This is a genomic window from Microbacterium sp., assembly GCF_052099035.1.
Lineage (GTDB): Bacteria > Actinomycetota > Actinomycetes > Actinomycetales > Microbacteriaceae > Microbacterium.
This window is the reverse complement of record NZ_JBQDSX010000021.1, coordinates 18,491-40,174: the sequence shown is the minus strand read 5'-3', so window position 1 is coordinate 40,174 and position 21,684 is coordinate 18,491. Positions and strand designations below refer to the sequence as shown.

29 protein-coding genes are annotated in these 21,684 nt (G+C 65.9%); 13 read left to right on the top strand and 16 right to left on the bottom strand.

Annotation, left to right across the window (positions count from 1 at the left end; all coding sequences use genetic code 11):
• Positions 1–21: 21 nt before the first annotated feature.
• From ACTIAO_RS08820 to ACTIAO_RS08805, 4 genes are all read right to left on the bottom strand, one after another.
• Positions 22–663, bottom strand: coding sequence for an NADPH-dependent F420 reductase (locus ACTIAO_RS08820; protein ID WP_441905918.1), 642 nt, complete (start codon positions 661–663; stop codon positions 22–24).
• A gap of 35 nt (positions 664–698) precedes the next feature.
• The gene (gene sufU / locus ACTIAO_RS08815; protein WP_441905917.1) at positions 699–1,142 is read right to left on the bottom strand and encodes a Fe-S cluster assembly sulfur transfer protein SufU; all 444 of its coding nucleotides are present in this window, start codon (positions 1,140–1,142) and stop codon (positions 699–701) included.
• On the bottom strand, positions 1,139–2,434 hold the full coding sequence (locus ACTIAO_RS08810; RefSeq protein WP_441905916.1) for a cysteine desulfurase: 1,296 nt from the start codon (positions 2,432–2,434) through the stop codon (positions 1,139–1,141). Before ACTIAO_RS08810 ends, sufU begins: the two co-directional genes overlap by 4 nt.
• A 61-nt stretch (positions 2,435–2,495) precedes the next feature.
• Positions 2,496–2,681: a hypothetical protein gene (locus ACTIAO_RS08805; RefSeq protein ID WP_441905915.1), complete on the bottom strand. Its 186-nt coding sequence runs from the start codon at positions 2,679–2,681 to the stop codon at positions 2,496–2,498.
• A 128-nt stretch (positions 2,682–2,809) separates the two neighbouring features.
• On the opposite strand from ACTIAO_RS08805, the gene ACTIAO_RS08800 reads away from it, so the two are divergent.
• The 4 genes from ACTIAO_RS08800 to ACTIAO_RS08785 are packed head-to-tail and all read left to right on the top strand — an operon-like array spanning position 2,810 to position 6,500.
• Positions 2,810–3,736, top strand: a complete 927-nt coding sequence (locus tag ACTIAO_RS08800; RefSeq protein WP_441905914.1) for an ABC transporter ATP-binding protein — start codon at positions 2,810–2,812, stop codon at positions 3,734–3,736.
• Positions 3,733–4,548: an ABC transporter permease gene (locus tag ACTIAO_RS08795; protein ID WP_441905913.1), complete on the top strand. Its 816-nt coding sequence runs from the start codon at positions 3,733–3,735 to the stop codon at positions 4,546–4,548. Before ACTIAO_RS08800 ends, ACTIAO_RS08795 begins: the two co-directional genes overlap by 4 nt.
• Before the next feature lie 10 nt (positions 4,549–4,558).
• Positions 4,559–5,851, top strand: a complete 1,293-nt coding sequence (locus ACTIAO_RS08790) for a sensor histidine kinase (protein WP_441905912.1) — start codon at positions 4,559–4,561, stop codon at positions 5,849–5,851.
• Positions 5,844–6,500 carry a response regulator gene (locus tag ACTIAO_RS08785; RefSeq protein ID WP_441905911.1) on the top strand — a complete coding sequence of 219 codons (657 nt, stop codon included), beginning with the start codon at positions 5,844–5,846 and terminating at the stop codon, positions 6,498–6,500. The genes ACTIAO_RS08790 and ACTIAO_RS08785 overlap by 8 nt, the downstream gene beginning before the upstream one ends.
• Before the next feature lie 3 nt (positions 6,501–6,503).
• Here the strand turns inward: ACTIAO_RS08785 and ACTIAO_RS08780 are convergent, their stop codons facing one another.
• Entirely contained in the window at positions 6,504–6,842 is a 339-nt protein-coding gene (locus tag ACTIAO_RS08780) for a DUF6804 family protein (RefSeq protein ID WP_441905910.1), read from the bottom strand.
• A 124-nt stretch (positions 6,843–6,966) separates the two neighbouring features.
• On the opposite strand from ACTIAO_RS08780, the gene helR reads away from it, so the two are divergent.
• Positions 6,967–9,120 carry an RNA polymerase recycling motor ATPase HelR gene (helR, locus tag ACTIAO_RS08775; protein WP_441905909.1) on the top strand — a complete coding sequence of 718 codons (2,154 nt, stop codon included), beginning with the start codon at positions 6,967–6,969 and terminating at the stop codon, positions 9,118–9,120.
• An 11-nt stretch (positions 9,121–9,131) separates the two neighbouring features.
• On the opposite strand, the gene ACTIAO_RS08770 is transcribed toward helR, so the two are convergent.
• The 3 genes from ACTIAO_RS08770 to ACTIAO_RS08760 form a co-directional block, all read right to left on the bottom strand.
• Entirely contained in the window at positions 9,132–9,434 is a 303-nt protein-coding gene (locus ACTIAO_RS08770) for a hypothetical protein (protein WP_441905908.1), read from the bottom strand.
• Between the two features lie 2 nt (positions 9,435–9,436).
• Positions 9,437–10,315: an SDR family oxidoreductase gene (locus tag ACTIAO_RS08765; RefSeq protein WP_441905907.1), complete on the bottom strand. Its 879-nt coding sequence runs from the start codon at positions 10,313–10,315 to the stop codon at positions 9,437–9,439.
• Positions 10,316–10,403: 88 nt separating this feature from the next.
• Complete coding sequence (locus ACTIAO_RS08760) at positions 10,404–10,754, bottom strand: DUF7882 family protein (protein WP_441905906.1); 351 nt, start codon at positions 10,752–10,754, stop codon at positions 10,404–10,406.
• 86 nt (positions 10,755–10,840) lie between these two features.
• Between ACTIAO_RS08760 and ACTIAO_RS08755 the strand changes: the two genes are divergently transcribed.
• The 5 genes from ACTIAO_RS08755 (at position 10,841) to ACTIAO_RS08735 (ending at position 12,981) form a co-directional block, all read left to right on the top strand.
• Positions 10,841–11,155, top strand: a complete 315-nt coding sequence (locus tag ACTIAO_RS08755) for a DUF7882 family protein (protein ID WP_441905905.1) — start codon at positions 10,841–10,843, stop codon at positions 11,153–11,155.
• A gap of 90 nt (positions 11,156–11,245) precedes the next feature.
• On the top strand, positions 11,246–11,737 hold the full coding sequence (locus ACTIAO_RS08750; RefSeq protein ID WP_441905904.1) for a hypothetical protein: 492 nt from the start codon (positions 11,246–11,248) through the stop codon (positions 11,735–11,737).
• Between the two features lie 12 nt (positions 11,738–11,749).
• Positions 11,750–12,163 carry a CBS domain-containing protein gene (locus tag ACTIAO_RS08745; protein ID WP_441905903.1) on the top strand — a complete coding sequence of 138 codons (414 nt, stop codon included), beginning with the start codon at positions 11,750–11,752 and terminating at the stop codon, positions 12,161–12,163.
• Between the two features lie 8 nt (positions 12,164–12,171).
• Positions 12,172–12,681, top strand: a complete 510-nt coding sequence (locus ACTIAO_RS08740; RefSeq protein WP_441905902.1) for a CinA family protein — start codon at positions 12,172–12,174, stop codon at positions 12,679–12,681.
• Positions 12,682–12,708: 27 nt separating this feature from the next.
• On the top strand, positions 12,709–12,981 hold the full coding sequence (locus ACTIAO_RS08735; RefSeq protein WP_441905901.1) for a DUF7218 family protein: 273 nt from the start codon (positions 12,709–12,711) through the stop codon (positions 12,979–12,981).
• A 15-nt stretch (positions 12,982–12,996) separates the two neighbouring features.
• Here the strand turns inward: ACTIAO_RS08735 and ACTIAO_RS08730 are convergent, their stop codons facing one another.
• Positions 12,997–13,563 carry an NADPH-dependent FMN reductase gene (locus ACTIAO_RS08730; RefSeq protein WP_441905900.1) on the bottom strand — a complete coding sequence of 189 codons (567 nt, stop codon included), beginning with the start codon at positions 13,561–13,563 and terminating at the stop codon, positions 12,997–12,999.
• 306 nt (positions 13,564–13,869) lie between these two features.
• Between ACTIAO_RS08730 and ACTIAO_RS08725 the strand changes: the two genes are divergently transcribed.
• Genes ACTIAO_RS08725 through ACTIAO_RS08715 form a run of 3 tightly spaced genes read left to right on the top strand, consistent with a single transcriptional unit; the run spans position 13,870 to position 15,991 of the window.
• A complete protein-coding gene (locus ACTIAO_RS08725) occupies positions 13,870–14,547 on the top strand; it encodes a DUF6766 family protein (protein WP_441905927.1) in 678 nt (225 codons plus the stop codon).
• Positions 14,548–14,549: 2 nt separating this feature from the next.
• The gene (locus ACTIAO_RS08720; protein ID WP_441905899.1) at positions 14,550–15,020 is read left to right on the top strand and encodes a hypothetical protein; all 471 of its coding nucleotides are present in this window, start codon (positions 14,550–14,552) and stop codon (positions 15,018–15,020) included.
• On the top strand, positions 15,017–15,991 hold the full coding sequence (locus ACTIAO_RS08715) for a cation diffusion facilitator family transporter (protein ID WP_441905898.1): 975 nt from the start codon (positions 15,017–15,019) through the stop codon (positions 15,989–15,991). Before ACTIAO_RS08720 ends, ACTIAO_RS08715 begins: the two co-directional genes overlap by 4 nt.
• Position 15,992: 1 nt before the next feature.
• On the opposite strand, the gene ACTIAO_RS08710 is transcribed toward ACTIAO_RS08715, so the two are convergent.
• The 7 genes from ACTIAO_RS08710 to ACTIAO_RS08680 all read right to left on the bottom strand — a co-directional run bounded on the left by ACTIAO_RS08710 (position 15,993) and on the right by ACTIAO_RS08680 (position 21,638).
• A complete protein-coding gene (locus ACTIAO_RS08710) occupies positions 15,993–16,622 on the bottom strand; it encodes a flavodoxin family protein (RefSeq protein ID WP_441905897.1) in 630 nt (209 codons plus the stop codon).
• Between the two features lie 48 nt (positions 16,623–16,670).
• Entirely contained in the window at positions 16,671–17,996 is a 1,326-nt protein-coding gene (locus ACTIAO_RS08705; RefSeq protein WP_441905896.1) for an APC family permease, read from the bottom strand.
• Between the two features lie 57 nt (positions 17,997–18,053).
• Positions 18,054–19,049: a YihY/virulence factor BrkB family protein gene (locus ACTIAO_RS08700; protein ID WP_441905895.1), complete on the bottom strand. Its 996-nt coding sequence runs from the start codon at positions 19,047–19,049 to the stop codon at positions 18,054–18,056.
• Between the two features lie 65 nt (positions 19,050–19,114).
• The gene (locus ACTIAO_RS08695) at positions 19,115–19,426 is read right to left on the bottom strand and encodes a DUF7882 family protein (RefSeq protein WP_441905894.1); all 312 of its coding nucleotides are present in this window, start codon (positions 19,424–19,426) and stop codon (positions 19,115–19,117) included.
• 52 nt (positions 19,427–19,478) lie between these two features.
• Complete coding sequence (locus ACTIAO_RS08690) at positions 19,479–20,546, bottom strand: FUSC family protein (protein ID WP_441905893.1); 1,068 nt, start codon at positions 20,544–20,546, stop codon at positions 19,479–19,481.
• Positions 20,527–21,336 carry an SDR family oxidoreductase gene (locus tag ACTIAO_RS08685; protein ID WP_441905892.1) on the bottom strand — a complete coding sequence of 270 codons (810 nt, stop codon included), beginning with the start codon at positions 21,334–21,336 and terminating at the stop codon, positions 20,527–20,529. Before ACTIAO_RS08685 ends, ACTIAO_RS08690 begins: the two co-directional genes overlap by 20 nt.
• A complete protein-coding gene (locus tag ACTIAO_RS08680; RefSeq protein ID WP_441905891.1) occupies positions 21,333–21,638 on the bottom strand; it encodes a DUF2188 domain-containing protein in 306 nt (101 codons plus the stop codon). Before ACTIAO_RS08680 ends, ACTIAO_RS08685 begins: the two co-directional genes overlap by 4 nt.
• Between the last annotated feature and the right edge of the window lie 46 nt (positions 21,639–21,684).

Genomic DNA, 21,684 nt, shown 5'->3' with positions numbered 1-21,684 from the left:
CGCTCGCGGTCGAGCGCGCGCTCAGGGCAGGCGGTTCCCCTTCGCGAGGTTCTCCGTCAGCTCCGCAGCGTTCTGACGCACCACGTATGCCGGACGGTCGCGCTCGACGCGCCACGACTCGCTCAGCGGACCGACGTTCACCGTGTCGAATCCGATCTCGTCGTAGAACGAGGTGACGAACGCCGCGGCGTCGTCGAAGTCGCTCGCGGTCGCCAGCGCCCGGCGGTTCTCCGTGCCGGCCGGTGTGCCATCGGTGGTGATCTCGTCGGATCGGATGTGATTGAAGGCCTTCGCGACCTTCGACGACGGAAGGTGGTCCTGCAGCATCTGCGAGGTCGTCGTCTCACCCTTGTCGAGGGCCTCGATGTGTCCGTCTCGCTCGAAGTAGTAGTTGTTGGTGTCGAGGACGATCTTGCCCGCCAGCGGCTCAACCGGAATCTCTTCCAGCGCCTTGAGTGGCACGGTCACCACGACCACGTCGCCGGCGGCACCCGCCTCCGCTGCGGTGGCCGCACGTGCACCGGAGCCGAGCTCGGCGACGAGATCGCTGAGCGTCTCGGGGCCTCGGGAGTTCGAGATCACGACCTCGTGTCCGTGTGCGAGGGCCGCACGCGCGACCTGGCTACCGATGTGTCCTGCGCCGATGATTCCGAAAGTTGTCATGGTGGGGACAACGTGCGGCGGGCTCGGGTATTCCATCAGTCGAGCTTGCGCAGTGCGTCCTCGGCGGCGACCCAGCCGAGCATGGCGCACTTCACCCTGGCGACGTAGCGCGAGACGCTGCCGAGGACTGCGGCGTCGCCGAGGAGCTCTTCATCGGGCTCGATCTTGCCGCGGGAGCGCATCGCCTCGCGGAAGGCATCGATCCGCTTCTGCACCTCGGGTACCGTCATCCCCTCGACGAGATCGGCGAACAGGGATGCCGAGGCCTGCGAGATCGCGCAGCCGTGGCCCTCCCAGGCGATCGCCTCGACGGTCCGGTCGTCTGCGAGATGCACCTGCAGGGTGATCTCATCGCCGCAAGTAGGGTTCAGCTGGTGCGACTGCGCCTTGACCTCGTCGCGCAGGCCGAAGCCGTGCGGGGTGCGCGAATGGTCGAGGATCAGCTCCTGATAGAGGTTCTGCAGATCGCTGGAAGTCATGCGCGCACTCCGAAGAAGTCGATGGTCGCGCTCACGCCGTCGAGAAACGCATCGACCTCGGACTCGGTCGAGTACAGATACGTGCTCGCGCGTGTGGATGCTGTCACACCGAGCCTGCGGTGCAGCGGCTGCGCGCAGTGGTGTCCGACCCGCACGGCGATGCCCTGGTCGTCGAGGAACTGGCCGACGTCATGCGAATGGATGCCGGGGATGTCGAAGCTCGCCAGTCCCACGCGCGGCAGGTCGATGCCGGCACCGAGCACTCGGACGCCTTCGATCGCGGTGAGTCCGTCGACGAGCCGCCGGCCGAGGGCGGCTTCATGGGCGGCGACCCGCGGCATCCCGATGCTCTCGAGGTACCGCACGGCCGCGGCGAGCGCGACGGCCTGCGACACCCGCTGCGTGCCGGCTTCGAAGCGCTGCGGTGGGGGAAGGTATTCGGCTTCGGTCATCGTGACCGTGGTGATCATGGATCCGCCGGTGAGAAACGGCGGCATCGCCTCGAGCAGCTCGCGGCGCCCGTACAGTGCGCCGATGCCGGTGGGCCCGAGCATCTTGTGACCGGAGAGGACGGCGAAGTCCACGTCGAGTGCTTTGACATCGAGCGGCATGTGTGGCGCCGATTGGCAGGCGTCCAGCAGCACGAGGGCACCGACGCTGTGGGCTGCGGTGATGAGGGCTTCGATCGGGTTGATCACGCCGAGGACATTCGAGACGTGAGTGACCGCGAGGATCTTGGTGCGCTCGGTGATCTGGTTCTCGCCCGGCCGGAGCGCGCCGTCGTCGTCGAGTGGGATGACGCGGAGGGTCGCTCCGGTGCGAGCGGCGAGCTCCTGCCACGGGATGAGGTTGGCGTGATGCTCCATCTCGGTGGTGACGATCTCGTCGCCCTCGCCGAGCCGGAATCGTTCGGCCGCTGCTCCCCCACGACCGACGGATGCGTTGGAGAATGCGTACGCGACGAGGTTGATGGCCTCTGTGGCGTTAGATGTCCAGACGATCTCGTCGTCATCAGCGCCGATGAATCGGGCGAGGGTGCTGCGGGCGTCTTCGAACACCTCGGTCGCCTCGGCGGCGAGCGTGTGCGCGCCGCGATGAACGGCAGAATTCAGCGTCGTCAGGAACTCGCGCTCGGCATCGAGGACGGCGAGCGGGCGCTGCGAGGTGGCCCCGGAGTCGAGATAGACGAGCGGATGCCCGTTCACGTCGGTCTGTAGGATCGGGAAGTCCGCGCGGATGCTGAGGATCTCAGCATCCGTCAGGGAGTCGGTTGCCGTCGGAGACGAAGTCATCCATCAAGCTTCTCACCTGCCAGCGCGTGCCGGGGCGGTGAGCCGTGGTCGGCCGGCGCGCTCAGGCCGGGGAGTCGTCGGGGTTCAGCGACTTCAGCATGTCTTCCTCGACCTCATTGTCCGCATCCAGCTGTTCCTCGGTCGTCTCGTCGCCGCCGAGGGGCGCGTTGTCACTCGGGCGCGCGGTGTCTTCGGCCGTGTCTCGCGGGCTGCGTTCCTCAGCGGGATCGGTTCGGTGCTCGTCCATACCCGCACCGTACGCCTGAACCCTCGCGAACGCCACACGCGCGCCCCACGTCCGTCATCCTGAAGTACCGCAGCAGTCGGTACTGCAGGAGGACGCGCACCGCACCCTGTCACCCGTAGCGTCGAAGCATGATCACAGCAGAAGGCCTCACGAAGAGGTTCGGAGACAAGACCGCCGTGCAGGATGTGTCGTTCACGATCCGTCCCGGCACGGTCACCGGCTTCCTCGGCCCGAACGGCGCCGGCAAGTCGACCACAATGCGCATGATCGTGGGCCTTGATCGGCCCACCGCCGGCCGCACGACGGTCAATGGCCAGGAGTACCGACGCCTGCGCGCACCGCTCAGCGAAGTCGGAGTACTCCTCGACGCGAAGGCCGTGCACACCGGCCGCAGCGCCCGCAACCATCTGCGGGCGATGGCGGCCACCCACGGCATCCCGACCTCCCGTGTCGACAAGGTCATCGACCTCGCGGGCATCGGCCCGGTCGCCCGCAAACGCGCTGGCAAGTTCTCGCTCGGAATGGGGCAGCGCCTCGGTATCGCCTCGGCGCTCCTCGGCGACCCGCACACGCTGATCCTCGACGAACCGGTGAACGGCCTCGATCCCGAGGGCGTCCGCTGGGTGCGCCAGTTCGTACGCCACGCGGCATCCGAGGGTCGGACGGTGCTGCTCTCCAGCCACCTCATGAGCGAGATGGCACAGACCGCCGATCACGTGATCGTGATGGGGCGCGGGCAGGTACTGGCGGATGCTCCGATCCAGGAGCTCGTGCGCTCATGGACGACGAACTCGGTGCACGTGCGCGCTCCGCGCGCCGCCGATCTCGCCGCAGCCCTCGCGGGCACGGACGTGGAGATCATCACCACGGGGCTCGAGACGCTCGAGGTCAACGGCATCCCGGCATCCCGTATCGGGGATGTCGCGGCCGCCGAGCGCATCGCGGTGCACGAGCTCACACCCACGACCGGATCGCTCGAGGATGCCTATCTCGCCCTCACCGGCGATTCCGTAGAGTACCGCAGCTCCATCGAGAACCCCGAGGAGATCTCATGACCACATTGACCGCCCCGGAGCGCACTACCCGTGCCGCGTCGCCCTACCGGCTGACCTTCCCCCGGCTACTGCGCAGCGAGTGGATCAAGCTGTCCACCCTGCGCTCGACGTGGTGGGCGATCGGCATCTCCGCCCTCCTCACGATCGGAATCGCCGTGATCGCGGCGGCGTCGCTCAGCGAGGCCCAAGGCTTCGAACCGATCCAGGCGGTGGTCTCGCCGATCCAGTTCACGATGCTGCTCGCGGGCATCCTCGGCGTCATCTCGGTCACCGGTGAGTACTCCACGGGAATGATCCGCTCGACGTTCGCCGCGCAGCCGGTCCGCGGTGCCGTGCTGGCGGCGAAGGCGACGGTGATCGCAATCGTGCTCTTCCTGTCGTCGCTGATCATCTTCTTCGCGGCAGCGATCGCCGTCACTCCGTTCTTCCTCGACAGCGGCATCCCGTTCGCGTGGGACGATCCCGCGAAGTCGACGCTCCCGATCCTCGCAGCCTCCATCTCGATGGCCGTGTTCGCGCTGATCGGCGTCGCGTTCGGGTTCCTGCTCCGCTCCGGCGCGGGGGCGATCGCCGCGACCGTCGGGCTGCTGTTCGTCCTCCCGCTGATCGCGAGCCTCTTCGCCGGAGCAGGCCCTGGGTGGGAGTGGATCGCCGACGTCGTGAACCACCTGCCGATGTCGGCCGCGCAGAGCGCGATCCTTCCGCAGGAGGACTTCGGAATCCCCGTGGTCGAGGCGTACGTCACCCTCACCGCATGGGTGGCCGCCGGCATGCTCGCCGCATGGGCGGTCCTGCGCACACGTGACGCGTAGAGTCGACCACGTGAACGCCAGCCGCAGCTCCACCGCCTTCACAGAGGCCGTCCTCACGGACGAGGAGCTGCGGCTGCCGCGCACCCCCGGGGTGATCCGCAGATTCTGGGCGCGGCATCCGTTGCTCGCCGACATCCTGATCGCCCTGCTGTGCTTCGTACTGACGACCGGACCGATGACGTTCCTCGACTTCTACGGCCCGCCAGCACGCGCGGACGCCCCCGTCCCATCACCCGCTTTGTACATCGTGCTTGCGGTGCTCATCGTCGGAGCCTCCGTGCTGACGGTATGGCGTCGACGGTGGCCGGCGCTCGTCTTCATCGCGGCGTACGCCGTATCGGTCGCGTACCTGTTCTCCCTCTCTCCCGCCGGCGGCATCCTGCTCCTCGTCGCGAGCTACTCCCTCGCCGTCTACCGCTCGACGCGCGCCGCCTGGATCGGTCTGGCATACGGGATGGCCGCGTACACACTGATCGCGACGGGGATGCTGCTGATCGGGGTCCTCACTCTGCAGGCAACCCTGAACGGTGTGGCGGGCCAGCTCACCATGGCACTGATCGGGACCCTCATCGGGGTCAACATCGGCGGCCGCAAACGCTACGTCGAGGCCATCATCGATCGCTCCCGCCAGCTGCTGGTCGAGCGCGACCAGCAGGGTCAGATCGCGGCCGCATCCGAACGCGCGCGCATCGCCCGAGAGATGCATGACATCGTCTCGCACTCGCTCACCGTGGTCGTCGCGCTGTCCGAGGGGGCCGCCGCCACCGATGACCGCGAGCGCGCGCGGGATGCCTCGACCGCAGCGGCCGCGACCGCACGAGCTGCCCTCACCGAGATGCGCGCGATGCTCGGCGTGCTGCGCGAGGGCGATGCGGATGCCCCTCTCGCACCATCCAATCCGGTATCCCCGCAGGACACGGTCGCCGCCGCGCAGCGGGCAGGATATCCGGCGACCCTCACGATCACGGGACCGGCCGCCGTGTCTCCCGCCGTCTCCCCCGCGGTCGAGTTCGCGATCGGGCGGATCGTGCAGGAGGGCATGACGAATGCGATGCGGCATCCACGCGATGCTCGCGTGATCTCGGTACGCATCGCGCACGACGCAGAGCTTGTCACGATCGAGATCGAGAACGATGGAGTCTCCGGCCCCGCCGCCACGTCCGGATTCGGCATCCGCGGTCTGCAGGAGCGCGCCGCTCACGTCGGCGGCACGCTCGCTTCCGGCCCGGCCGACGAGGGACGATGGCGGCTGCACGCCGAGTTGCCCGCGCTCACATCGAGAACCGAGGAACACGATGAGTGACAGCATCCGGGTTCTGCTCGTCGACGATCAGGAGCTGATCCGCGTCGGCTTCCGACTCGTGCTCGAAGCCGAAGCCGATATCGAGGTCGTCGGTGAAGCCGGCGACGGCACCGCCGCCATCGTCCAGACGCGCGCGCTCCGACCCGACGTGGTGCTGATGGACGTGCGGATGCCGGGAACCGACGGCATCGCGGCGACAGAAGCCATCGCCCGCGAGCTTCCGGAGAGCCGCGTGCTCGTCCTCACCACGTTCGATCTCGACGAGTACGCGTTCGGCGCGATCGCCGCGGGTGCGAGCGGGTTCCTGCTGAAGGATGCGCAGCGCCACGAACTGATCTCGGCCGTCCGTGCGGTGCACCGTGGAGATGCCGTGCTGTCACCTCGGGTGACACGACGGTTCCTCGAGCATCTCGGTCCGCAACTGCCTGCGCCGTCAAGCGGGGAGGACCCCACTGTCTCCCTCACCGAGCGCGAGCGCGACGTCTTCATCGCCATCGGCGAGGGCCTCACGAACACCGAGATCGCTCAGAAGCTCTTCCTCAGCGAGTCGACGGTGAAGACGCACGTGGGGCGCGTGCTGATGAAACTCGAGGTGCGCGATCGGATCCAGGCCGTGATCCTCGCGCACCGGCTCGGACTCGTCGCCTGATCGCTACGGCGTCGTGCGCTCGTTCTTGACGACCGCACCGGCGGTGACGAATGCCAGTGCGCCGATCACGCTTCCGAAGATCCAGACCAGCGGGTCGAGCGTGAGGGGGAACACCGGGTTCCAGATCACTGCCACCGCGACGAAGACGATGGTCCACCACCACTGAGCGGCCTGCAGCGCGAACCAGGCGACGATGAGCGCAAGGATCGCGACGACGAAGAGGATGATCGTCCGCCCGAGGCCTTCTGCGAACAGGGGCAGCGGAGAGATGATCAGCGCGATCGCAGCGATCAGACTGGGAACGAGAGCGTTGCGCTGCAGCTGCGGGGTGGGAGGAGCCATGCCTCTATCTTCCCGCACTTCCAGTTTATCAGCGAGGTGGGGGCTTGCGGCAAGGCCCCCTGCACGGCGCATACTGGTCGATCGTGCGTGGTGAGAACCGCCCTGCACACCGGATCGGAGCCCCGTGAATCACCCCACCCTCAGCGCCTTCCTCCTCTCTGAAAAACTCGCTTTCAAAGCAGACCCCGCCCTCATCGATCACGACGATGAGCAGTTCACTGCGATCGCCGACACGCTGCGCGACAGCCTGGCCGTGGCATCCGCTCGACTCGAGCGCATCCTCGCCTCGCCGAGCGGTGTCGGTGGCGCGGCTGTCGACCGCGATCTCGAGATCCATCGGCTCAATGCGCGGGTGACCGTGCTGCGTCGTTACGGCATCGACATGTGCCTCGGACGCATGGTGACGGATGCCGGTGAACACATCTACATCGGACGCATGGGCCTCGCCGGTGCAGACGGTCATCAGCTGCTCGTCGATTGGCGTGCGCCCGCTGCTGAACCGTTCTTCGGCGCCACCCTCGCAGACCCGATGGGCCTCATCAGCCGCCGTCGATACCGCTGGGCGAACGGACACGTCAGCGACTACTGGGACGAGGCATTCACCGCTGAGGCCCTCGCCGCCGGTGGCGCGCTCGATGATCAGTCGTCTTTCATCGCAAGCCTGGGCACATCGCGCTCGTCACGCATGCGCGACGTGCTGGCGACGATCCAGGCGGATCAGGATGCCATCATCCGCGCAGGGTCCGAGGGGACGCTGGTCGTCGATGGCGGACCGGGCACCGGCAAGACCGTCGTCGCCCTGCACCGCGCCGCGTACCTGCTCTACTCGGATACTCGGATCTCACGGGGCAGCGGTGGCGGCGTGCTCGTCGTCGGGCCGCACCAGCCGTATCTCGCCTACGTCGACGACGTGCTTCCGAACCTCGGTGAGGATCGCGTCCAGACCTGCACACTGCGCGATCTCGTTCCCGAGGGACGCGAGGCGCCGCCAGAACGCGATCCCGAGGTCGCGCGCCTGAAGGCATCCGCGCGCCTGATCGACGCCGTCGAAACTGCCGTCCGTCTGTATGAGCGTCCGCCCGAGCACGGCACGATCGTCGAGACGCCGTGGCTGGATCTGCGTGTGCGTGACATCGACTGGGAAGAGGCCTTCGGTATCGACACCGGTGCCCCGCACAACGAGGCTCGCGACGAGATCTGGGATGCACTGGTCGATATCGTCAGCGACCGGTTCTCCGGACAGATCCCGCGCGCACAGCTGCGCCGACTGCTCGGCCAGAGCGAGGTGCTCACGCAGGCGTTCAACCGCGCATGGCCGCTGCTCGACCCGACCGCGCTCGTCGCCGCCCTCTGGACCAACCCGGGGTTCCTCGCCCGCTGCGCCCCCTGGCTCACCGATGCCGAGGCTCAGACCCTGCAGCGCGGTGGCTCGGAGTCAGGCGCGTCCACGCCGTGGACGGCATCCGATCTCCCTCTCCTGGATGCTGCCCGGCGCGCCGTCGGCGACCCTGATGCCGAACGCATCGGGCGCGAACGTGCGCGCGCGCGAGCCGCCGAGCGCGCGTACCGCGCCGACGTCGCCGAGTCCCTGTCGGATGCGTCCGACGACGACCTCGGCCTCCTGTCGATGCTGGGCGGCGAGGACGTGCTGAACAGCCTGGATGATGACGATGCGCTCCCGGCTTTCGCGCATGATGCGCTTGCGGGTCCGTTCGCGCACATCATCGTCGACGAGGCGCAGGAGCTCACGGATGCGCAGTGGCGGATGCTGCGCAGTCGATGCCCGTCGGGGAGCTTCACCGTGGTCGGCGATCGGGCGCAGGCCCGGCACGGCTTCACCCAGACGTGGGAAGATCGACTCGCGGATGCGGGGCTGCGAGATATCTCACTCGCAGCTCTCACCGTGAACTACCGCACGCCCGAGGAGATCATGGCCGAGGCGGCTCCGGTGATCCGTGCTGCCCTCCCCGACGCAAACGTGCCGACATCGGTGCGCTCCAGTGGCATCCCGGTGCGGCACGGTGCGGTCGCCGAACTCGATGCGATCGTCAAGAGCTGGCTCGTCGAGAACGCCGAGGGCACCGGGGTCGTCATCGGCGACGAGACGTTCACCGGCACGGACCGGGTGCGCTCGTTGACTGCGGAGACCGCGAAAGGCCTCGAGTTCGACCTCGTCGTGCTCGTGCATCCCGAGGCGTTCGGCGACGGGATCGAGGGGGCCGTGGACCGCTACGTGGCGATGACCCGCTCGACGCGCGAGCTCGTGATCCTCACGTAGGCACGCAACGCTCAGTGCGACGGCGGGAAGTGCGGGATCGGCAGCGGCCGCGTGGCGCGAGAGGTGGGTACGGCTGCTTCTGCGGCATCCAGATCGGCGAGCATCTCGTCCAGATCGCGATACCGCGAGCGCGTCGGACAGGGGCTGCGCAACCAGAGCACGTCGAAATGTCCCGTGTCGTTCCGATCGACGTAGGCCACCAGCCGGGCAGCATCCGTCTCGGTGAGCGCGGCATCGCAGATGCGCCAGGAAGTGCGGGTCAGCTGGATCACTTCCCAGACCGACGCCGACCGCGGGGCTTCCGGTGCTGTCATGGTCATAATGGCTTTCCCCCGGTGACGGGAAGGATCGCCGCCGATGTGTACGACGACTCTGTGGAGGCGAGATAGACGTATGCACCGGCGAGTTCGGCCGGCTGCCCGGCACGCCCCAGGGGCGTGTCGCTGCCGAAGGAACGGATCCTCTCGTCGTCCCATCCGGTTCCGGGAATCAGGGGCGTCCAGATGGGGCCGGGGGCGACTGCGTTGACACGGATGCCGCGCGGTCCCGCCTCTTCGGCGAGCGCTCGCACGAACGCGACCTGCGCCGCCTTCGTCATGGCGTAGTCGATGAGACCCGACGACGGCTCGAACGATTGGATGGAAGCCGTCACGATGATGCTCGCTCCGGACTCGAGGCCATCGAACGCGGCCCGGGCAGAGAACAGCAGCCCTTCGAGGTTGGTCTGGAACACCCGGCGCATCTGATCGGTGCGCAGATTTGCGAAGCCGTCGACGTCGTGCTGGTAACCGGCGTTCAGCACGAGAACATCCAGCCCGCCGAGCCCATCCCGCGTCTTCTGCACCGCTTCTGTCGCGAAGTCCTCATGGCGCAGATCGCCCGCGATGCTGAGTCCGGTGCGCCCGGCTTCTCTCACGAAGTCGAGGGTCGTATCGGCATCTGCCTGTTCCTCGGGCAGGTGCGCGATGGCGACGTCCGCGCCTTCGCGGGCGAATGCGATCGCCACAGCCCGGCCGATTCCGGAGTCCCCGCCGGTGATGAGCGCTCGCCGACCGACCATCCGCTCGTGGCCCTCGTAGGTGTCCTCACCGTGATCGGGCGCAGGGCGCATCTGGTCGGTCTGACCGGGCTGATTCTGCTGCTGAGCGGGGAACTCTTCGTCGGTGTGCGCGTGGCGTGGGTCTGTATCGTGCATGCTGATCACCTCTCGCGATTGAGTGTGATTAGACTCTCAGCCGCTTCGGCGACGGTGCCAAGGGGGTTGACACGGTGAAGTTCGGATGTCAGCTGATTGGCGGAACCGTAGACATCTCCGCAGTGCCGGGAGCATCTCCGGTGTCGGCCGGCTCGGGAACCACGTAGAGGCCGGCGGGAGAGTTCGCTGTGAAGGCGAGAGCGTCGACCCATGCACGATTGACCGCGGGCTGACGTCCGCCGTAGTACTTGTAGACGATCGAGCTCCCGGGATGCACCCACACCGTGGTGCGGCCGCCACCCACACTGGCATCTTCACGCCAGCTGAACGCGAACGGCTCACCGCGCCGCAGTTTCGCACTGATCACGAGCTGCAGGTGCAGCAGCGCACGATCCTCGACTTCGACTTTGACGCCGCCCTCGTAGACGAACTTGCCCATGTTGGTGCCTTGCTCTCATGCCATTGACTGTTCGACTGCGACATAAGCCGCTATCGGACGCGAGGTCCTCTGGCTAGCCTAGCGTCATGGGCATGATTTACTACGGCGGCGATGCAGACCCGATTCCCGTAGAGGATCGCGCTCTCGCACATCTCAAGGTCGTCATCGCGACGAAGCTGCGACGCAATGAGAGCTTCACACTCTCGTGGAAACACCCGGAAGAAGATCACCCCGGCCGGTCCACGATCTGGTTGCATCCCTCGATTCCATTGCGCTTCGTATTCGAGACCCCGGAACCACCGTCGCTGAGCGCCGAGTGGATCACCGCGATGGCGAACTCCGCCAACTCCAGTGGTGGCATCACGCTGATCCCTGAGGACGTGCAACGCTCAGTCGACTAGCGTCGGGTGCCTCCAAGGTCAAGGCCCTCCTGGTCCGTGTCGTCACGGCATAACGTTGCGTTCCAGTGAGCGAGACCGAAGGGATGCGACATGACCGACCAGACCGCGCCAGGATACAAACCGACAACTACCCATGCTGCATGGGGTGCGGGCGATCCGAAGTTGCGCATCTCGCGCGACGACGATCGATTTATCCATCACATCACGACGGACACCGTGCGCATCGGCACGGCGGACGGGAACGAACTGCAGCTCGCAGACACCGATCCCGTGCATGCGACGATTTCCCATGACGAGCGGGACGAGTACGTGCTCACCCTTCATGGCGCAGGAGAGATGAACAAGAGCGCGGTCGACAGCGACGGCGGAGACCGCTCGGAAATCCTGCGCACGGGGGCGCGCTTCACGGCCGGGCCCTGGACGCTGGTGTTCGGCAGAGAAGAGTTCGCTGATCATGGACGTCCCTTCGGCGGTCGCGAGGGCGGAGAGCTCGATGACCAACCGCCGCAGCCGGCACGGCCGGACTACACGAACAGCTCTCCCGACGAACCCGAGGCCGATCTTGAGGTCAAGGACGGCTAGAGAGGAAAGACAATGACGATCACACGCGACATCATGACGCCCGGACCCCGTTGCATCGGAGAGAACGACTCTCTCAGCATCGCGGCAGCCATCATGTCCGAACTCGACGTGGGGGCATTGCCCATCTGCGGCGAAGACCGGAAGCTGAAGGGGATGCTCACCGACCGAGACATCGTGGTCCGCGCCGTCGCCGAGGGGCTCGATACAGAGAGCACGCCGTCACGGGCGCTTGCGCAGGGGAAGCCCGTCACCGTCGACGCATCGGATGACATCCACATCGCTCTCCAGAAGATGCAGGAGCATCAGATCCGCCGACTGCCCGTCATCGAGGACCATAAACTCGTCGGCATTCTCAGCCAGGCTGATATCGCACGCTCGTTGGCTGCGGAGACCACCGGCGTGACCGTCGAGAGCATCTCCCGCTAGGGCCGAGTGTGACTACTTCGCCGTCCACCGACATCGACCGCATCAGCGAGTTGGCGCGCACGCGCCATCTTCGTATCGCTGTGGTCGAGTCCCTCACCTCTGGAGCCCTCGCCCACACGGTCGGTGCCGGCGAGGGAGCCAGCGACTGGTTCGCCGGTGGCATCGTCGCGTACATGACCGACGTCAAGCAGCGCCTGCTCACGCTGGAGCCAGGGGTCGACCCGTGCTCTGCCGAGTGCGCCGAGCAACTGGCCGCGGGCGGCCTCGCACTGTTCGCGGCCGACGTCTGTGTCGCGACGACCGGCGTCGGCGGGCCCGATCCTGAAGACGGTCACGAGCCAGGAACGGTCTATCTGGGCTGGGCGACCCATGACGGTGTCGGACACGTTCCTCTCCAGATCGATGGCGGAGCGGATGCCGTACTGACGGCGACAGTCGCCGCAGCCAGCCATCTGCTGCGTGCGCGCGCCGAAGAGATCGGCCAGCCAGAGCACATCGAATTGCAACCCAACCCCTGACCGACACTGAATCCGAAGGAGAGAACCATGCCACGTGGCGCGAACTCACGACTGAAGGATCCCGAGCTCTACGAGGAGCTTCGCGACGATGGAGCATCCAAAGAGAAGGCGGCCCGCATCTCGAATGCGACCGGCGGAACGAAGAAGGGTCGCTCCGAAGTCGGCCGCCGCGGCGGCGAGGCCGGCGATTACGAGGACTGGACGGTCGACGAACTGCGCAAGCGCGCGAAAGAACTCGGCCTCACCGGCTACTCCGGCAAGCGCAAGGCCGAGCTGATCAAGGCCCTTCGAAACCACTGATCGTCGCCCGGCTCGTCACTGTCGCGGCAGCACCGTGAGCACACGCTGGATGTGCTCACGGAACTCCTCCATGTATGCACGCAGGAAGTCCTCGGTCTCCGGCCTCGTGATGGTCCCGTCTTCGCGGAAGACCTCCGCGGTGAAGTGGATGTACGCCTCCGGCGCGGTCATCTGACGGGCGTTGCAGAACGCCAGCACCGCACGAAGGCTCTGCTGCGCGACCGCGGTGCCGATAACGCCGATGGATGCTCCGATCACGGCCGTCGGCATGTGATCGAAGGAGTTCTGCCCCCACGGGCGAGAGGCCCAGTCGATCGCATTCTTGAGGGCGCCCGGGATTGAGCGGTTGTACTCGGGCGTGACGAAGAGGATCGCGTCGCTCGCGGAGATCGCGTCCTTCAGAGCACGGGCCTCTGCCGGATAGTTCCCGTCATGGTCTGGGCTGTACAAGGGCAGGTTGCCGATGGGGATCTCGACGAACTCGAGGTCGTCCGGTGCGACCCCGAGCAGCGCCTTCGACAGCACACGATTGATCGACGTGGATGAGAGGCTTCCGACGAAGTATCCGACCTTGTGCGACATGGTTGCTCCTCCTGATTGAGTGACGACGTTGAGTGACGACACCAGTGTGCGCCCCGAATGCCGCGGGCGGTAGCCCCCCTCCGTGCACGAGTGGTTCCCGAGATGGCGCTTGTCAAGGGTGCTCCCTCCCGGCTGCTTTCGCGGCAGGATCGTCTCAGCACGGAGAGGAGCTCGACATGTCGGGAAGCGAAACGGGGGACGCACAAGCACGGGTGCCATGCGGGTGGCGTTCTGGTCGTGGACGGTGATCATCGTGGGTGGGCTCGCGGTCATGATCATCCTCCCCCTGGCTGGGCGGTGACCGACGTGCGTCATTTTCTGCGCAGCAGCAGCCTGAGCCTCGTCTTCCTCGCCATCTTCGTGTTGGCGCTGGTCGGACAATCGATCGCCGGGTACGCCTACAACAACGAGGAGCTCGCCCAGCATGGTGAGCCTTCGGTGACCTTCATCGACTTCGTCACATCGTCCGACTTCCTCGTCGACGTCGCGGAGAACTGGCAGTCGGAGTTCCTGCAGTTCTTCCTGTTCATCCTGGCGACCATCTGGCTTATCCAGCGCGGATCACCCGAATCCAAGAAGGCCGGCGATGAAGGCGTCGGAACCGATGAAGAGCAGCTCATCGGCGACCATGCACGTGCGGATTCGCCGCCGTGGGCGAAGGTGCGAGGCGCACGCCTATGGATCTACTCCAACTCTCTGCTTCTGGTCATGGGCGCCGTCTTCCTGTTCTCCTGGCTGGCGCAATCGCTCGCAGGACAGGTCGTCGCCAATCAGGAGAACGCGCAGCACGGGATGCCGCTGGAGACGTGGGGCGAGTACATCGTCTCTGCCGATTTCTGGAACCGCACACTGCAGAACTGGCAGTCCGAGTTCCTTGCCGTCGGCGCGATGGTGGCTTTCTCCATCTATCTCCGCCAGCGCGGCTCGAGCGAATCGAAGCCGGTCGGCGTGCCGCATCACACCAGCAGTGTGGAATCGGAGTGAGCATGTCGACTCGCTTGAAGGGCGTTCTGCTGACGCTGATCATGGCTGTGAGCTTGGTGGGGTGCGGCATCTCGCTGCCCACTGACCCGGACGGCACGCTCGAGACGGTATCCGGAGGCGAACTGCGCGTGGGTGTCTCCTCGGACGACAGGCTTGTCGATGTCTCTTCGAGCACGCCTACCGGACCGCTCGTCGACCTCGTCGATGCATTCGCCGATTCGTTGGATGCTGATGTTCATTGGACGATCGACGGCGAGGAAACACTCGTCGGCATGATGGAGGAAGGCGAGCTCGACCTCGTGATCGGTGGCCTGACCGATCAGACGCCATGGGCCGACCGCGTGGGCGTCACGCGTGGGTACACCGGCATCGATGGAGCAGGCGATCGCAGCATCGTGATGTTCGTGCCCCTCGGTGAAAATGCCTTCCTGTCCGATTTGGAAGGCTTCCTCGACACGGAGGTCGGCTCGTGAGCCGTTACCACCAATTCGGGCGCACCGACCTGCCCCCTGAGCAGACGGAGGCCCTGAAGAAGGCAGTGAAGTGGGAGTGGGCCACGATCGCCTACACGATCGTCACCATAACTCTGGTCGCATTCGTCGTCGGAAACTCGCAGGCGATGCGGACGGCGTGGATCGAGGACATGCTCTCCCTCCTCCCGCAGATCTCGTTTCTCATCGCGCTGATCTTCGTGCGTCGCCCACCGACGCTGAAGCATCCCTACGGCCTGCGCCGAGCGATGGGTGTCGGACATGTCGTCGCTGGCGCCGCGCTCCTCGCGGTCGGTCTGAACCTCGCATACGAAGCCATCTCCGGACTGATCGCCGCGGAGCACCCCACGATCGGCACCGTCGACCTCTTCGGACAGACCATCTGGCTGGGGTGGCTGATGGTCATCGTGATGACCGTCATCGTGATCGGACCGTTGGTGTACGGCCATGCCAAGGCGAAGCTCGCCCCGGTGCTGCACAACAAGATCCTCTACGCGGACGCCGACATGGCAAAAGCCGACTGGCAGACGAATGCCGCCTCGGTCATCGGTGTTCTCGGTGTCGGCCTCGGCGTGTGGTGGCTCGACGGTGCGGCCGCGCTGTTCATCTCACTCAGCATCATCTGGGACGGCATCCGCAACACCAGGGGTGCCGTCGCCGATCTCATGGACCATCGTGCACGCACCTACGATGACAAGCATCCGCATCCGCTCGCGCGCGAGATCGTCGAGCACCTGCGCGCACAGCGATGGATCGCTGATGCCGCAGTGCGGATGCGCGATCAGGGCCAGGTGTTCCACGTCGAGGCGTTCATCGTTCTTCGAAAGCGCCGGGTGTCCGCGGCTCAGATCGACGAGATCTCCGAGAGCATCTCCGAGATGGACTGGAAGGTGCAGGATGTCGTGGTGATCCCCTGCGCCCGTCTGCCTGAGGAGGCGGACGCAGGAGCATGATCTACGAAGTTGCCGGATAGCTCGACTGCCGCAGCAGCCCGGCGAGATGGATCGCGTTGGTGACCGACGTCGTGATCGAGGCGCTGACCTTCTCAGGTGTCTCCTCGAGATCCTTGTAGTCGGTGGTGTGCATCGCCTCGCCGTTCCAGTAGACGCTTCCTTGCGCCGGCACGGTGAAGCCCACGTCGTTGAGTGCTTGGAACAATACGGCTGTGATGTGGTGCGCACCGTCTTCGTTTCCCACGACAGCCGCGACAGCCACCTTGTCGAACAGGATCGGGCGTCCTGCGACGTCGGTCTCACTCAGTTCGGCGTCGAGACGCTCGAGCACCCGTTGAGCAACGCTCGAGTGCTGTCCGAGCCACGTCGGCGTCACGAACACCAGGATGTCTGCGCCGAGAACCTTCTCGCGCAGAGACGGCCATTCATCCCCCTCTCCCATATCCTTCTGCACGCCGGGGAGGATGACGTGGTCGACCGCGCGAACGCTCTCGCACGCGACATCGTGTGCGGTGAGGAAATCCGCGAGCTGACCTCCGATCACTTCAGAACTCGACGCGGCGGGCGACGGCTTGAGGGTGCAGGTGATGATGAGCGCGCTGAGTCGTTCGTCGATATTGGGGTTCGACATGATGGGATCCTTTCGATTGATATTCCGGAGGTAAGGCGCGTTTCACGCTCACCGCTCGTGGGACGTCGCTTCTCGACGACGTGCCCACTGGGCGAGCGCGAAGAGCCCCAGACCGACGACGAGCAGGGCCCCGCCGAAGAGCCACACGATGCCGCGCTGCTGGGTCAGAAGCAAGATGCACGACGCGATGCCGAGCACAGGAACGAAGGTCCAGACGCGGAAGTGCTCGTGTTCGACACGATCCCGCCGCAGGACCAGGACGGAGACGTTGGCGCTGAGGAAGACGAACAGCAGCAGGAGCACGACGGTTTCTGCCAACGTCGCGAGATCTCCGACCAGCGTCAGCAGCATCGCCACGATCGTCGTGGCCACGATCGCGACCCACGGCGTCTTCCGACGAGGGAGCACTCGCGAGAGCCCACCTGGCAGGAGCCTCTGCTCTGCCATTCCGTAGGCGAGTCGGCTCGCCATGATCATGGTGAGAAGCGCGCCGTTGGCCACGGCGATCAGGGCGATCAGGCTGAACAGCCAGGACGGCACACCGATGCCGGTCGCCTCCACGACGGCGAGAAGCGGCCCGGAGGACTCCTGAAGCTCATCGGCAGGAAGCGCCACCGCGCTGGCGAGACCTACCAGGAGGTAGACGACACCCGCGGTGATAAGAGCGGCGAACAGCGCTTTCGGGTAGGTCTTGGATGGCTCCTTGACCTCCTCGATCACGTTCGCTGAGGTTTCGAAGCCCACGAAAGAGTAGTAGGCGATGATCGCGCCTCCGAGCACGGCGACGCCGACGCCGGTGTTCGCCGGTGTCTCTATGACTCGTGACGCATCTCCACCACCGCCGACGAAGAAGACGCTCACCACGGCTATGACGATCACGAGTCCGCTCAGCTCGATCGCCGTCATCACAAGATTCGCACCCATCGATTCGCGGATGCCGCGCGCGTTGAGCGCGCCGACGATCAGGAGGAACACCATGGCAGCGGGAATCGGCGGGACCGGCAGAAAAGTCTGAAGGTAGTCACCGGCGAATGCGATGGCGAGTCCGGCTGCACTGACGACGCCAGCGGCGAGCATGCTGAACCCGATCAGGAATGACACGATACGGCTCCGGAACGCCCGCTCGGCGAACACCGCCGCGCCGCCGGCGCGTGGATACTTCGTGACCAGCTCGGCATAGGAGCCCGCCGTCAGCAACGCGAGCAGAAGTGCCAGCAGCAGCGGTGCCCACAGCATCCCGCCCACCTCCGCCGACAGCACGCCCATGAGTGCGTAGATCCCGGCACCGAGGACGTCACCGAGGATGAAGGCGAAGAGCATCGGGCCAGTGATCGCACGGCGCAGCCGTGAGGGCGCCTCTGTCTCGTTCGTCATCGCCCAAACCTAGAACGTGCGCAAGTGACACTCACGACCCTTGACAGCAGGCCGTACTCATGCGCCGGATCCGTCTTCGTCTGACTCAGCCTGCGCCTGCCGACGGATACGGCGGGCCACGGCGGCATCCGCTCTGTCCTTGCGCACCGTCTTGGCGATCCGAGTGGCATCACGCAGCGGCAGCTGCACCTGCGTCTCAGCGGGCACTCCAGCGCGGAGCTCGCGGACGCGCTCCAGCTCTCTGTCGAATTCCACCCCGACCAGGAGGGACATGTTCGCGATCCACATCCACAGGGCGAACACGATGACGCCTGCCAATGGCCCGTAGACGCGGTCGTAGTCCGAGAAGCCCGTGATGTAGAAGCCGAACCCGATCGACGCGATCGTCAGCACCAGAATGGCCACGGCAGCGCCCAGGCTCATCCACCGAAATCGCGAAGGCCGGATGTTCGGCGCGAAGTAGTACAGCAGCGCCACGACGAACACGACGAGCAGCACGAGCAGCGGCCACCGCGCGATACGCCAGATGAACAGCACGACCTCGCCGAGCCCGAACGCGTCTCCCACTGCCTGGGCGACGCGGTCCGATCCGGCGATGAGCAGCGCGGCGATCACACCGCAGACGATGATGACCACGGCGATGGCCAGCTGGCTGAGCTTGAGTGCCCAGATTCGGCGCCCCTCCTCCACGCGATATATCCGGTTCATTCCGCGCGCGAAGACGCCGACGTAGCGCGCCACCGCCCAGATCGACAGCAGCACCCCGCTCCCGAGCAACAGGCCCGACATCCGCAGGTCGGCGAGTTCCTTGAGGAAGCCCTCGACCCCCTCGGCCGCCTCCTCCGGCGCGACAGCACGCACGATATCGAGGGATATCTGTGCGGTCTCCTCGTCCCGCCCGAGCACGCTGAGGATCGAGAATCCGACCATCGAAGCAGGCAGCAGCGCGAGAATCGCGTAAAAGGCGAGGCTTGCGCCGACGTCGGCACAGCCGTCTGCGGCGAAAGCTCGAAAGATTCGCCTGACGGCGAAGGTCCATGATCGGGTGGCCATCTTCACACCCTCGCGGGTCCTCGCCGCAATGCCATGCCCCTTGACACTGCGGCGGGTTTCGGCGCTCAGCCCTGTGTTTCGAGCACCTCGTCGACCAGAGTGATGCCGCCGGTCGAATTCACCGAGTGCATGAGCTCTTCGATCCAGCGTGCGTTCAGTACAGTGGCATCTGGATCATCGAAGACGAAGCGCAACGGAATCGACGGGTGCACCCATATCGTGGAGCGGCCGGCGGCATCCCCGTCCGCGTGCTTCCACGACAGAGTGAAAGACTCCTGTCGCCGCAGCTTCGTGGCGATGACGACCTTGAGATGCGCCAGAGCGCGGTCTTCGATGTGGATCGGGTCCTCGCACCCGCCGTACTGAATTGACCCCATACGCTGACCGTAGCGCATGGCGCATGCCGTCTCGCTGACAGCGCGGTCTCGGTCATTCTCGCGCCTGCAGCAGCAGCAGTATTCGTCGCAGGTGCATGCAGATGAGGACTCCGGGCCCGATCGACTGCCGTGAACTGACGATAACCTCGTTCACCGCTTCGAGCAGAACGCGAACGGCCCGTGCTGCGCTTTCGCGCGCCCGGTGCGCCTGTGCACTGTCGACTTCGTCCTGCTCGATGCAATCCGCGACGCGATGACACGCCTCGCTCAGCGGTTCGGCCAATGTCTCGTTCAATCCCAGACCGCCGGGGCGTTCCCAGATGGCATCGGCGAGGGCCTCCGAGATGTCGCGGATGCGCACGGCGATCAGGTCGAGCGCCTCCAGCCGATCATGCACATCGGAGGTCCCATGCCGTCCGCGCATCGCCCTGAGATTGCCCTTGCGACTCGTGTCGGCGTTGTCCAGGGTCTGCCGCACCTCGCGTGACGTATCTGCCAGGGTCGCAGCATCCCGAACCCATCCATCACGCTCAGGTGGCCACGAGTCCGACACCGCGTCGCCGATCTCGTGCAAGTGCCGCGCGAGATGACCACGGAAGGCAGCCACGCGAACCGATGCGACGGCAGTAAGAGTCGCTGGAGCGATGAGCAGGTTCACGGCCAGCCCCACAGCGACGCCGACCGCCATCTGACTGACATACCCCAACGAGTAGTCATCCGAATTCTGACCGCCGATGATCAGCACGAACAACGCCGCGATCGGTACATATTCGCGTCCCACACCGAACCAGCCCGTGCCCGACAGCAGCACTCCGACCCCTGCGACGATGGGAATGCTCCACCAGTTCGGTCCGACCGTCACGACCACCACGAGCGCAAGCGCGATGCCCGCCACCAAGCCCAACAGCGTCTGCAGAGCTGACTTCGCCGACTCCATCAGAGTCGGGTACATGCTCAGCAGCGCGCCGAGCGGCGCGTAGTACGGATATTCATCCGTCACGCCGGGCATGTGCGGCGCAACGGCCCAGGCGATCCCGACCGCAAGGGCGGCTTTCGCCGCCAGCAACAGGCGTGCCGGCCCGACCGCGTTCTTCAGCGGCTCAAACCGTTCGCCACTCATGCCCCGTGATGTCTGCACCTGCCTGCGGTCCCATCTGGAGCATCCCACCGTCGATCACCAGCGAGGTGCCGGAGATGTACGCCGCCTCCGGCGACGCCAGAAAAGCGATGAGCGCCCCGACCTCGCGGGCATCTCCTGGTCGACCCAGAGGGATACCTGGCTGATCCACCTGCCTCGGGTCGATGTCGGCCTGACCGGACGCGGCCGTCGCGATCGCCCCCGGTGCGACGCTGACCGCACTGATGCCGTACTCCCCGAGCTCGAGAGCCAGGTTCTTCATCAGCCCGCTGAGCCCATGCTTTGCGGCGTCGTAAGCACTCGATCCGACCATGGGCTGATGCGCGTGTACGCTCGTCACCGCGATCAGCCGTCCTCCTCGTCCCGCGGCGACCATCGAGCGCGCGGCGCGCTGCAGGCAGAGGAAGGCTCCGGTGAGGTCGGTGTCGAAGACACGATTCCATTCTTCGAGCGACATCTCGAGGAACGGCGTCTTCGTGCCGATACCCGAATTGTTCACGAAGACGTCAAGCCCGCCGAGGTCGTCGATCATGCCATCCACGACGTCACCGCAGGCGGGCATGTCCGTCACGTCGAGCTGAGCGACGACCGCCCTCGCGCCGTGGCTGCGCACCTCGGCGGCGGTCTCCTCTGCCCCTTCCCGATCGGTATGCCAGGTGACGCCGACGTCGAGACCTGCGGCGGCGAGGGCGACCGCAGCGGCGCGGCCGATGCCCGAGTCAGAGCCCGTGACGATCGCATGGCGCACTTCGTGATCAGTACTCATCGTCATCCACCGGAGGGATTGTCCAGTGGCATCCCGTTCTCGTCGGTCGTATCCGGGAGCCCATCCGACCTCGGCGACCGGTCACCGACCGAGGCCACGTCATCGTCCGGCGCGCCGCCATCGGTGATCACACCGGTGGGAACCGCGTTCTCGACGGAGTGCTCAGACCCGTGCTGCTCAGCGAAGTCGCGGCCAGCCGCGACAGCCTCATCCCGGCTGCTGAAGCTCTGCGAGAGTTCGTTCGCGCCCTCGACCTCGTTCACCCACTGGCCCTGCTTGTCCTTGGTGACAACATCCAAATGCGACAATTCCGTACCTCCCGGCCATCGTTTCTGTGCTTCTGAATTGCCGTAA